This is a genomic window from Limnoglobus roseus, assembly GCF_008254045.1.
Taxonomy (GTDB): domain Bacteria; phylum Planctomycetota; class Planctomycetia; order Gemmatales; family Gemmataceae; genus Limnoglobus; species Limnoglobus roseus.
On sequence record NZ_CP042425.1, the window covers coordinates 3,829,304 to 3,842,745 of the forward strand.

Consider the following 13,442-nt stretch of genomic DNA (forward strand, 5'->3'; position numbering starts at 1 on the left):
GCGTGAACCGATCGTGCCATTTTGATGCGGCTACGGTCATTCGAAGCGCCCCGCATGGAGGCGTCGTTCGCGAGGTACGGTCGCCACTATCAAAAATTCCCCAGCCGCGGTTCAGAGTTCCGGGAGTATTCGGGGTAGACTGGCGTTGTCCCCCAGGGATGTGAGATGTCCGCCGCCGCTATCACCCTCCGTTTCGTCGGGGCTGCCATACCCGACGGCGAACTGGTCGCCCGTTTCGTCCGGCACCGCGACGGGGCGGCGTTCACCACCATCCAGGACCGGCACGGCCCGATGGTTCTCCGCGTCTGCCGCCGGTTGCTCGGCGACCAACACGCCGCCGAGGATGCGTACCAGGCGACGTTCCTCCTGTTCGTGCAGAAGGCGGCCGCCCTTCGCCGCCCGGACGCCGTCGGCCCGTGGTTGTACGGCGTCGCCACGCGCGTAGCACGCAAGTGCCGGGCGAAGGCCGCCCGGCGGGCGGGACCCGTGACGGTTCCCGACCCGGCCGCCGACCCGGCGGACGCGCTGACACTACGCGAGGCGGAGACGATTCTCCACGAGGAACTCGCCGGGATGTCCGCGCGGTACCGCGATCCGATCGTGCTGTGCCACCTGGAAGGAAAGACCCGCGACGAGGCGGCCGCGGCTCTGGGGTGCTCGCTGGGGACGTTCAAGGATCGACTCGCCCGCGGCAAGGAATTCCTGCACGCCCGCCTGGTGCGACGGAGCGTGACGCTCTCGGGCGTCCTGTTCGCCGGGCTGTTGCAAGCCGACCGCGGGAGCGCGGCCGGCCGCGAACTGTTCGAGCGGACGTGCGAGGCGGCGTGCGGTGGCGAGGTGCCGGCCCGCGTCGCGGCCCTCGCTACCGGCTTTTTCGCGACGAAAGTCAAGCTCGCGGCCGTCGCACTGCTCGCGACGCTCGCTGTCGGGACCGCGGTGGCCATGATGCCGGCCGACCCGCCGCCCGCGAAGCCCGCGGAACCGAAGCCGCTGCCGGTGGCGAAGGCGGGCGGCGTGGCCCGCCGGGGCGATCCGTTGCCGCCGGGGGCCGTCGCCCGTCTCGGCAGCCGCCGTCACCGCGTGCCGTCGTACCCGTACAACTGGTACGGCACGCCGGACGGCCGGGCGTACTTCGTCGTCCAGCGAACCGAGGACGGGGCTGAAATTCACCGCCTCGACGCCGGCACGGGTCTCGTGACCGACCGCTGGCCTGTGCCCCCGCATCACGACGTCGCCGGGTTCACTCCGGACCGGAAAAGGGCGATCTTTTCGAACACCTACATCCACTACTCCGGCCTTCGCCTCCGCGGGCAGAATGACGAGCCGAAGCAAACGTGGACGCTCACGCTCTACGACCTGGCGAAGCGCGAGGACGTCTGGAAGCAGACCCAGGAACTGACCGACGCCCAGTGGAAGGGGATCGACGAAACCTGGTTCTCATCCGACGGCAAGCAGTTCCTCGGCCGCCGCCGGTACTCGGAGAACGGCATCGTCTGCTGGGACGCGACCACCGGCAAGGAGTTGTGGACGTGCAAGACCCCAGGGCAGGCGCTCCGCCCGATCGGGTATGCCGCGGACGGTCGGTCGATTCTGGCACGCGGCGAGAACACGAATGAGATTCACGTCATTGATGCCGCCCGCGGCCGCGTGACCCGCACGTTCCCGATTCTCTCCCGCGACGACGGGCGGAACTACGCCCTCTCACCGGACGGCACTGCGCTCGTCGTCGGCACGGCCGGGACGGCGGTGCGCGTGTGGGACATTGCGACTGGCAAGGAGCGGCCGGCGGTCCGCGAGTACCCGAAATGGGCCGCGACATCGGTCGCCTTCACCCCGGACGGCAAGACGTTCGTGACCGGCGGCCAGCGCGTCGCCCACCTGCGGGAGTGGCCGTCCGGGAAGGTGGTTCGCACCATCGACCTCGGCCGCGACCGGGGTGTCGACGAGTGGGCGATCTCCGGTGACGGCCGGCGGTTGGAAGTGTTGTTCTGGGGCGAGACGGCCCTGCACTTTTATGATCTCGCCACCGGGCGGGCGACGCCGCCGGCCGTCGGGCACACGGGCGTCGTCTACGGCATCGCGGCTGTGCCGGACGGAAAAGTGCTTTCGTTTGGGAAGGACGCGACTGTCCGCACGTGGGACGTGTCGGCCGGCGAACCCGTCGGGCAACTGGCGGTGGAACAGGACTTGAACGCCGGCGGGTTCGCCGCCAGTCCCGACGGCACGGTGATCGCCGTGCCAGGGACCGACCTGGAGTCGGTCCAAGTCTACGACCGCGCGACGGGTAAGCGACTCGCCCGGTTGGCGGCCGACCACTGGGCGATGCTCCGGCTGGCGTTTTCGCCCGACGGGCGGTGGCTCGCCGCGTGGTCCGGCCGCGAACAGACGGTCCGCGTGTGGGACGTGCGAACGCAAAAGACCGTACTGCACCTGAAGCTGAGGGTGTCCTACGACATCGCGTGCGCGTTCCGCCCGGACGGCGGGGCGTTCGCCGCGTCCGACGAGGGGCGTGTGCGGTTCTGGGCGCTCCCGATGTGGGAGGAGGAACCGTCGTTTCCCGGCAAGGTGTTCGCGCCGATGGGGCTGGCGTTCAGCCCGGACGGCAGGACGATGGCGGCCGCGAGCGTGGAGGGCGTCCGCGTGTACGAGTTGGCCACCCGCGCCGAGCGGGCGCACCTCCGACCACGGGAGTACCCGAGTCACGGGCTGACGTTCTCGCCGGACGGCCGTTTCCTGGCGTGGGCGGCCAACAACCGGCTCGTCCAGTTGTGGGAAGCCCGCCGCAATGAGTTGTTGAAGCCGTTCGGCGGCCACGACGAGCCCATCCGCGGGCTGGCCTTCACGCCGGACGGGCGGTCGTTGGCGACGTGCAGCGACGACTCGACGATCTTGGTGTGGGACGCCGTCGCCCTCGCGAACCAACATCCGCGGGCGGCGGTGCGGGCGGTGCCGCGGCCCTGGGGGGACCTGGGCAGTCCCGATGCCGTCGTCGCTTACGCGGCGATGCGGAGTCTGGCCGACACGCCGAAGGAGGCCGTCGCGCTGTTCGCCGAGCGATTGAAACCCGCACCCGCGATCGACGGTGCCAAACTCGCGGCCGCGCTAAACGACCTCGACGCCGCGGCGTTCGCGGTCCGGCGGCAAGCGATCCAGGACGTTGCGGCGTTCGGCCCGGACGCGGTGCCGGCGTTGGAGCGGTTCCTGAAAACGACGCCGTCGGCCGAGGCTCGGGAGCGGGTGGAGGATGCCCTGAAGAAGTTCCGAGCTGGGACGCCGGCGTCCGATCGTCTGCGGCAACTGCGGGCGATGGAAGTGCTGGCGTGGATCGCCACCGACGACGCGAGGACCTTGATGGAACGCCTGGCAACCGGGGCCGAGGACGCATCCCTCACGCGCGATGCGAAGGCCCGCCTCGCCCGCCTGCGGCGATGAGTTGAACCTGCCATTCAGACTGAACCATCTCGGCCGACCGCTCGTGCCACGCCCCCGAGGCCAAAGGGACGCGGGCACGAGGCTGGCCATCTCGTCGGACCGGAACCCGCTCGGGGCCGGAGTGCTCATTGTGCGATGTAAAAAGGGACATCATTTCACCCGGAGGGCATCGAGTGGTCCGTCACACTTGATTCGACTGACGTTCCCTGTGCTGGCGGATGACTGCTGTGAGTGAGCGGAGACAACATGCAAGGTCGGGCCGCGGAACCTCTCTGGTAATCAGGTGGTGGAGGGCTTCGGCTTGTTGTGGGGAAAGCATCTCAACTCGCCAGCCTGTTTCCCAATCCAGCCCGCCCTCTCCGAGAAACCGGCCCCAACGAAACTCATCGGAATAAACAGTTTCCGGCACACCGGTGGCGGTCAACTCAACATGGTGTCGAGCGACCCATCGCTTCCAAGCAAGTGACCTTTCCCCGTCCCGCCGAAACGACATAGGCTTGCCCCACAGCACAGGATCACAAACCAGTTTCGATTATATCCGAAGGCTCCGTGCTGGGTTCACCAAGGTGTTCGGCATCCGTCAAACCGAGTCGGACCGCGCTACTAGGGGTCGCAAAAGGGTTGACGGTACCGCCGGATTTGGAAGTACGGCCGACTATTCCGTGGTTCGCCCTCGGGAAACTAAAATCGGTGTCTTGAGCAAGTGGAAAGCCGCCCCCCAGAGAGTGATTCTCCCGCTCTGCCACGGCATTACTGAACGGCGATAAAGTTCGATCGCGGCTCGCGCGGTCCGGCACGTTTGCCAGGGCGGACAAGGCCGCGAACGCCAGGACTACGGCGAAGAGCCGCGAACACAGATCAGTAAGCAGTGAATGTTTCATGGGAGAAATCTCCTTCAATCCTGAAGAGGGATTCTGCCAGTCACCAAGAGCAACCGCGATGGCGGAAAGACGCGCCGTCCTTCGATGCGGTGTGATTCGAAGTTCCGCGGGTGAATCTGCTGACGGAAGCGGGGATCGTCCTGCGCAGATCTTGCACAGTGCGTTTCAAAAGTTGCATACGACCTGAGGTTCTTTATTCGGCGATCTGCGAGAAGCTCTGTGAGGAATACGGCCACGGTCCGGTGTTAGGCAGGACGTGATCTCGGCACTGTCACGTCTCACTTTGGCCGCGGCATACTGACAGAATCACATCGCGGGCGTAGCCGGGGCAGTTAACTGCCCCGGCTACGCCCGCGAACACAGCGGAAATCGTCATGTCGAGATCAAAGAGACTCTCAGTTCCGTTGTTCTCCCGGTTCTAGGTCGTCGATCGTGTCCGGCGGGGTAACGGCCCAGAACCAGTCGGTGCCGGTCCCGCCGGTCAGTCGATTGTTGGTGCCGTCGGGGCTGACTTGGAGCCGGGTGCGGAGGTCCGCGTAGACCCCGGCGCGGGTCGGGTCCCAGTCGGTCAACACCTTGCGGAGCGAATCGGTAGCTGGATTCGACACCGCCGCCGACCCGCCGATTACGATGTCATTCCCGTCCTGCCCGAACAGTTGATCGACCTGCGGGCCGCCGATGATGAGGTCGTTCCCGTCGCCGCCGTAAATCGTGTCGCTGCCGACCCCGCCCTGGATCACGTCTGCCCCGGCCCCGCCGGCGATGAAATCGTCTCCGGCTCCGCCGTCGGCGGTGTCGTCGCCGGCCCCGAGGTAAATCTCGTCCGGCCCGCCGCCGCCGGTCACCGTGTCGTCGCCGGCGCCGGCGTCCGTCCACGTGGGAATTGTCAGGGTACTCGCGAACGTGATCGTGTCGTTGCCGCCCTTCGTGTCCACGACGACCCGCGAAACACCGGGGAAGTAGTACACATACTTGCCGCCGGAGAGGTACGCCTCCACCCTGATTTGCACGCCCTGCACGGTGATCGTCACCGTGTCCGCCCCTTCACCACCGGTGATGATGACGTCCGTCCCGATCTTGCGCACGCCGACAGCCGTCGGCAGGCCGTTCGGCGTGAGGGCGATCGTGAAGGTGCGCGGGGTTGACGTGTCGGTCCCGCCGCCGGTGTCGCGGAGGGTGACGGTGACGGTCGCCGTGCCGGTGGCACTCGCTTCGGGAATGAACGTGAGCGTGCCGGTCGCGGGGTCAATGGCCGGCGGCACGACGAAGAGTTCGGGGTTCGAGGTGCTGACCAGGAACGTCAGTCCTTGTGCCGCCTCGTCGGCCGGGCCGCGAGAAATGCCCGTGGCCCACCCGCCGACCTTTTTCGGGCCGCTGCCGGCCGTTACAGTCTGGTCCCCACCGGGGGTAAACGACGGGGCGTCGCTCACCGGGGTGACGGTCACGAACAGCGTGGTTTGCACGGACAACCCGCCGGTGTCGGTCGCCCGGATCGTCAGCGTGGCCGACCCGTTGGCGTTGGCTGCGGGTGTCAGTTTCAGCGTTCCGCCGGTCACGGTCACGGCCGAGAAGAGGGTCGCGTTCGTGTTCCCGACGACCGTGTACGTCAGCCCCGCCGACCCGCTCTCGGCGTCCGCGAACCCGTCGCCGAGGGGGATGTTCGTTGCGGTTGCGTCTTCCAGCAACGTGACCGCGGGTAGGCCCGTCGTGGTCGGCGCGCTATTCACCGATGTGACAGTCACGGTGAACTGACGGACTACCGAGAGTTGCCCATCGCTAACCGTGACCGTGATGACCGCCGTCCCGGAGGCGTTGGCGATCGGCGTGAGCAGTAGCGTGCCCGTGGAAACCGGGGAGGAGTAGACGACGGTCGGGTTCGGGATGAGGCCGGGGTTACTGGACGTCGCGGTGACGGTCAACACGTCGTCCTCGTTCGGTGCGCCGGCCGTGATTCCGGCCAGCGTCACGGTTTGCTGGCCGACGCCCGTGGCGATGGTTCGGTCATCGAGGGCCGCCAACGTCGGAGCGTCGTTCACCGCGGAGACGAAGATAGTTACCGTGCCGGTCGCCGTGCCGCCCTTGCCGTCGGAGATCGTGTACGTGAACGAGTCGCTACCGAAGAAGTCCGCCGCCGGGGTGTACGTCACGCCCGCCGCGGAGAGGGACACCGTCCCGTGCGCAGCCTGGCCGATACCCGTGACGGTGAGCGCGTCGCCGTCCACGTCGGCGTCGTTCGCCAAGACGGCGGCCGTGCCCGTCGTGTCCTCGGCCAACTGCATCGTGTCGGGCGTCGCCGTCGGCGGGTCGTTCACCGGAGCGACGGTGATGGTGACTGTGACCACGTCTCCCAACACCAGCCCGTCGAACGGCCGATACGTGAACGTGTCGGTGCCGAAGAAGTTCGGGTCGGGCCGGTACACGTAGCCGGCCGTGGTCAGGGCGGCCGTGAGCGTGCCGTGGGCTGGCTGTGTCACGGCCGCGAGGGTCAGTTGGTCCCCGTCCGGGTCGAGGTCGTTCGCCAGGAGCGTGGGGGTGGTGATGAAGAGCGGGGTGTCTTCAATCGCGGCCAGGGCGTCGGGCAAGCCGACGGGAACGTCGTTGACGGGCGTGACCGTGATCGTCACAGTGACCGGGTTAGCCGCGACGACTTGCCCATCGACCGGGCGGTAGGTGAACGTATCCGTACCGAAGAAGTTCGGGCTCGGTGTGTAGGTGAACCGGCCGTTCGGTGAGAGTATCAAGCCGCCGCTCGCCGGGCCGGAGAGGAGGTCCACCGTGAGGGTATCGCCGTCCGCATCGGTGTCGTTGACCAGTACGCCGTCGGTAGCCGGCACTGTGAGAACGCCGTCTTCACCGACTGTGTACACGTCCGGGGTTCCGATCGGCGCGTGGTTCACGGCCGTTACGGTGATCGACACCGTCACCGGGTTGCTGTCGGCTGAACCGTCGTTCGCCCGGTAGGTGAAGGTGTCCGGCCCGTTGTAGTTCGCGTTCGGTGTGTAGGTGAAACCGCCGTTCGCGGCGAGGTTCAGCGTACCGTGGGCGGGGCCGGACACCAGCACGGCGGTCAAAACGGGCGAGTCCGGATCGGTGTCGTTGGCCAGCACGCCGGCGGCCGGGACGATCAGGGTGCCGTCCTCGGCCACCGTGTACGCATCGTTGACCCCGACCGGCGCGTCGGCCACCGGGACCACGGTGATGGTGACGGTCGTCTCGTTCCCCAAGAGTTGCCCGTCGGACGGGCCGTAACTGAGCGTGTCGGACGGGCGGTAAGTGAACGTGTCCGTGCCGAAGAAGTTCGGGTTCGGCCGGTACACGTAGCCGATGAACGAGACGGCCCGCGTGAGCGTCCCGTGAGCGGGCTGGGTATAGCTGCCGATCAAGAGGGGATTTTGCTCGGGATCGGTGTCGTTCTTGAGCAGATCGGACGGGAGGATGTTCAGCGAGCTGTCCTCGTACGTCGTCAGGAAATCCGCGTTGCCGACCGGCGGGTCGTTCACCGGCGCGACGTTAATCGTGACGGTCACCGGCGTGCCGCTCAACTGGCCGTCGGACGGCCGGTACGTGAACCGGTCCTGGCCGTTGAAGTTCGAGTTCGGCGTGTAGGTGAAACTGCCGTCCGCGTTGAGTGTCAGGGTGCCGTTCGCGGGCGACGTCACCAGGCCGGCGGTGATGGGGTCGCCTTCGATGTCCGTATCGTTGCCGAGGACGCCGGGGGCACCAACGGTCAGCGTGTTGTCTTCGAGCACGTCGAAGGAGTCGGGCCGGGCGATCGGGGCGTCGTCTACCGGCCTGACCGTCACCGTTACCGTTGCCGGGGCACTGTACACGAGGCCGTCGAACGCACGGTAGGTGAAGGTGTCGGTGCCGAACCAGTTCGCCGCCGGGGTGTAATAGACCCGGCCGTTGTTGGCGCTCACGGCCGCCGAGCCGTGAGCCGGTTGGGTCAGGACGAGGGCGGAGAGTAGGTTGCCGTCCGGGTCGGTATCGTTCGCGAGGACGTCGATGCCGATGATCTGGTCTTCGTCCCCGGCGGCCACGTCGTCCGCAGCCGTCGGCGGCCGGTTGGTCTGCACAACTAGCAGCTTGACCAGCGCGGTCACGGTCATGCCGGTTCCGTCGACGGCGGCATATGTGAACGTGTCGGTCCCAAAGAAGGCCGGGGCCGGCACATAGGTGAATGACCCGTCCGGGTTCAGGGTCAGCGTTCCGTTCCCCGGACCGGACACGAGGGCCGCCGTGAGCGGGTCACCGTCCGGGTCGGTGTCGTTGCCGAGCACGCCCGGGGCACCAACCGTGCGGGTTCCCCCTTGATTCAGGTCGTAACTATCCGATGTGGCAACTGGTGCGTCCGGGACGGGCGTGACCGTGACCGTCACGGTGGCCGCATTTCCCGCCCCCTCGCTGCTGGTCGCACGGTACGTGAAGATGTCGGTCCCGAAGAAGTTGGCCCGCGGCGTGTAAACGACCCGGCCGGCGGCGTTCACGGACGCCGTGCCGTTCGCCGGCTGAGTCACGACCGCCGGCGTCAGGACCAACCCTTGCGGGTCGGTGTCGTTGGCCAGCACGTCGATGACGGCCGGCGTGTCTTCGGCCGTGGTCGCCGTGTCGGCGACGGTCACCGGGGGCAGATCGTCCACCGGCCTCACGGTCAGGTTCACCATGGTCACGTTGCTGACCAGCGCACCGTCGCTCGCCCGGTACTGGAACGAGTCCGGCCCGTTGTAGTTCGCGGCCGGCTTGTAGATGAACGTGCCGTTCGGGTTGAGCGTGAGTTGGCCGTGACTCGGCCCCGAGACGAGGGCGACAGTCAGCGGGTCGCCGTCCGCGTCCGTGTCGTTCGTCAGAACGCCGGTCCCGCCGGGGGCGTAGTTCAACCGCACCGACCCGCGGAGGGCCGACGTCCAACCCTCGGAGTGCTGCTCAAAGTCGGCCGCGAAGCGGGTAATCTGCCCGGCGGCGTTCGTCTCGATTTGCAAGATCGTGAACTGGCCGGTCAGTGTGTTCGACCCCCGGCCCTGCCCACTCACGTCCAACCCCGGCTTGCCGACCGTGCGGAAGGACGCCCGCTCGGCGTTCAGGTACGTGCCGGGGGTCAGCGGCACGCTGTCGTATTGTGAACGGAAGTACAGATCCCACCAGTCGGCGGTGCCGGCCGGGTTGTAGTAACGGATCCGGACGAACGCCGCCGTGCCCGACACGGTGAACGTGCCGGTGGCCGGCGACAGGTTATACGTCCTCCCCTGGCCGATGTAGTCGCCGGTCTCGCTCACCATCGTCAGCGAGGTCTGTGCGGCGGCGGTCGCCGGGGAGAGCGTGGTGTCCTCGTCCACCGTGTAAGCGTCGTCCAGGGCGACCGGGGCGTCGTTCACGTTGGCCACGGTGATCGTGGCGGTCGCGGTGTTCGAGTACGCGGTGCCGTCGCGGAGGCGGTAGGTGAACGTGTCCGTGCCGAAGGCGTCGGGGTTCGGCCGGTACGTGAAACTGCCGTCGGCGGCGAGCGTGAGCGTCCCGCGGGTCGGCTGCGTGAGGACTTCGGCCGCCACGCTGATTCCCGCGGTGACGGTGTCGTTCGCCCGAACCCCGGTCGCCACGCCGACGACGAGGGTCGTGTCCTCCGTCGCCGAGTAAGCGTCGGCCACCGCGGCGAACGGCTCGTTGTCGAGCACGTTCAGCCGGGTTGTGGCGGGCGTGCCGACGGCCACCGACCCGGTGGTTGTCTTGAAGCGATCGACGTACCCGCTCGTGCCGCCGGAGCCGTAGTTGTAGGCGAGGTAGACGTTTCCGGCGGTGTCCAGCGCGATCGACTGGGTCGAGGACGTGGTCCAGGTCGAATCGGTCCGGGCTTCGACCGCCCCGGTTGTGGACAGGCGGAGGATGCGGCTACGGGACGTGGTGGGCGCCCCCGTCGTGCCCGCGGCGATGATCCGCCCGTCGGGCTGAAGGATCAGGCGAACGGGCGCGCCGGCGACGGTGGATGCGGCGGACTCGTAAACCACGCCGCTCGCAGCATAGCCGGTATCGACTGACCCTGTCGTGGTGTAGCGCACCACCACGAAATCGTTGCTCGTGGTGGTGGCGTTGGCCCGCACCGATCCGGCAAGGACGATCTTGCCGTCCGCCTGCACGACCACGTCCGATCCGCTTTGATAGGCGTAATTCAGCGCACTCTCGACCTTGCCGGTGGTGTTGAAGGTCGTGTCCAACGACCCGTTCGCGTTGTACCGGGCGAGGACGAACTTTTGCGCGGCCGTTCCGTCGTTGGTGTGCCCGATCGCCACGATCTTGCCGTCGGGTTGAACCGCGACCGCCATCGCCCGGCTGTTCGCCGCGCTGAAGGCCGTCGTCGCCCATCCGTCGCCGTCGAACGTCGTATCGAGGGTGCCGTTTGCGGTCAGGCGGGCCACGGCGAACGCCCCACCGACGTTGCCGGTCAAGACGATCTTGCCGTCCGACTGGAGGGCGGCATCGGTAGGAGACGCGGCGACACTCGTGCCGAAGTTGAGCCGAGAAATGCCGCCCGTGCCAAAGGAGGTGTCCAGTGCCCCGTTCGCCAGCAGGCGGGCAAGGACGATCGTGCCGGGCAGCGTCGTGGCACTCGTACCCGACCCGATCAGGAGGACCTTGCCGTCCGGCTGAACAAGGATCGCTTCGAGTTGATCCGACGGACCGAAGGCGTTGACGTAGGTGGCCCCGTTGGTGCCGAACGTGGCGTCGGTCGTGCCGTTGGCGTTGTACTGGCGGACGACGAAGTCGGCGTTCGACCCGACTGTGCCGTAGGTGCCGGCGACGAGCAACTTCCCGTCCACCTGGACCGCGACCCGGCCCCGGACCACGCCGCTGATCCACCCGCTGCTGCCCCAGGCGGTGTCGTAGGCAATCGGCCCGGCCGCCCCCGGCCCGGTGGCCGTGGCAGTGATCGTAACGCCCTGGGGGCCGTCCGTGATCGTGTCGTCGACCCCGGACACCGGGAAGGTGGCGGACGCCTGACCAGCCGGGATGGTGACGCTCGCCGGCACCGTGGCCTCGGTCGTGTCGCTGCTCGTCAAGTTGACCACGAGGGCCTGATCGAGCGGCGTGTTCGCCCGGGTTACGGTGCCGACCGCGGCGTTCGCCCCGGCCTGTTCCAGCACGCTCGCCCGGTCGATCGTGACCGTGAGCGCCGGCTCGTCGTCGGTCACGGAAATGTTCGCCGTGGCCGTCAAACCGGCCGCCGTCGCGGTAATTCTGACGGCCTGGGTGCCGTCCGTCAGGGTGTCGTTCATGGCCGCCACGGAGAAACTCGCCGACGCCTGCCCCGCGGGGATGGTGACGCTCGCCGGCACCGTGGCCTCGGTCGTATCGTTGCTGGCGAGCGTGACCACCAAGGCTACGTTCAGCGGCAGGCCGCCCCGCGTGACGGTGCCCGTCGCCGCGGTCGTCCCGGCCGCTTCGGAAAAGGTCGTCGGGGAAATGGTCAGTGTGAGAGATGCCGGCACAACGTCGTCGTCCGCGACGGTCAGGGCGGCCGTCGCGGTTGGTCGGTCGCCGGTCGGCAGGTTGAACCGGGCGACCCAAAAGTCGGTGTAGTACCCGGCCACGGCTACCAAGCGTCCGTCGGGCTGGAGGGAGATGGCGTAGATCTGTTCGAAGAGGCTCGGTTGGTTTGGGGCGACGTACCAGCCGGTGCCGTTGAGCGTCAGGTCCGGGGTGCCGTCGGCGTTCAGCCGGGCGATGGCCTGGTCCGATCCGCCCACGCCGGGCCACGTGTAACCGCCGAGGACCACCTTGCCGTCGGGTTGGACGGCCAGACCGAGGGCCCCGTCGTCCCGGGACGCAACCGATGTACCCAGGTTGAGTGTTGCGGTGCCGTCGCCGGCGAAGGTCGCGTCGAGAGTGCCGTCGGCGTTCAGTCGGGCGGCCGCGAAGTCGCCGCGGCCGGCAATGTTCGGGGATTGGACGGTGCCCGCGACGACGACCTTGCCGCCGGGGAGGACTGCCACCCCACTCGGTTCGGCGGTCGCGTACTGTGACCCGAACGCAGTCGCCGGCAGCGTGCGGACGCCGCCGGCCGCGAACGACGTGTCGGGGGCCAACGCCGCGGTCAACCGGACCACGACGAACGACGAAGCGTCGGGGCCGACGTGCCCGACGAGGAGGATCTTCCCGTCTGCCCCCACGGCCATGTCGTCGATGGCGTGGAAGTGCATCGGGTCGGTGTCCACGACGAGCGTGCGCTCGGCGATGCGAGCGCCTGTTGAGTCCAGGCGGGCCACGTAGAACCCGTCACTCGTGCCTCCGATCCCGCTGACAAGAATGTTGCCGTTCGCTTCCACCTGAACGGCGGCCACGATGGAGTACTTACCGAAGTCGTAGACGCGCAGGCCGCCCGTGCCGAACGTCGAATCGAGGGTGCCGTCCGGGTTGTACCGAGCGAGGCCCCAATCGGCCCCACGGTCGTTATCGACCGATCCGGCGACGAGGAGTTTGCCGTCCGGTTGCACCGTCACGGCGCGAGGGAAGGCCGAACCGACCGTCCCGGGGAACAGGGTGTGGACGGTCCCGACACCGCCGAACGTGGAATCCAGCCGACCGTCAGTGGTCAGCCGGGAAACCGCCCATGCGTTGGTGAGAACTTTCGACGGTCCGACGGCCACGGTCTTCCCGTCGGGCAGGGCGAGGACGTCGGCGTATCCCGGATCCCAGCGAACCTCCAGGGGCACGGTCGCCAACCCGCCGTTACCGTAGGACGTATCCAGGCCGACCGAGGTTCCACCGGTCAACGCCGTCGCGGTAAGGGTTACGGCTTGGAGGCCGTCCACGATTGCGTCATCGACCGGCGTCACAGTGAACGTGGTGGACGCCTGACCGGCCGGGATGGCCACCGTTCCGGGAGCCACGACTTCGGTCGTGTCGCTGCTGGCAATCGCGACGCTGAGCGCCTGCGAAAGATCACCCGTGCGGGTGAGGGTGGCGGTGGTCGAAGGCCCGTTCTCAACGAGAGAAGCGTTCGCCAGGGTTAAGGTCAAGGTTGCCGGTTGAGCGCGGTCTTCGAGTCGTTCAAAACCGAGGATCGAACGGCCTAACCAAGCGGAGCGACGGGGGGCGGATGTCGTTCGGCGCATACGGAAATTCCCAGGTGGTTTAAGG

2 protein-coding genes are annotated in these 13,442 nt (G+C 67.7%); one reads left to right on the forward strand and one right to left on the reverse strand.

The window, feature by feature from the left end; genetic code table 11:
* Window positions 1-165: 165 nt before the first annotated feature.
* Window positions 166-3,432 carry a sigma-70 family RNA polymerase sigma factor gene (locus tag PX52LOC_RS15905; protein WP_149111043.1) on the forward strand — a complete coding sequence of 1,089 codons (3,267 nt, stop codon included), beginning with the start codon at window positions 166-168 and terminating at the stop codon, window positions 3,430-3,432.
* 1,276 nt (window positions 3,433-4,708) lie between these two features.
* Here PX52LOC_RS15905 and PX52LOC_RS15910 read toward each other — a convergent pair.
* Window positions 4,709-13,321: a tandem-95 repeat protein gene (locus PX52LOC_RS15910; protein ID WP_168219024.1), complete on the reverse strand. Its 8,613-nt coding sequence runs from the start codon at window positions 13,319-13,321 to the stop codon at window positions 4,709-4,711.
* Window positions 13,322-13,442: the final 121 nt, after the last annotated feature.

Coding starts and splice junctions, on each gene's coding strand:
- PX52LOC_RS15905 (WP_149111043.1), top strand. CDS start 166: ATGTCCGCCGCCGCTATCACCCTCCGTTTCGTCGGGGCTGCCATACCC.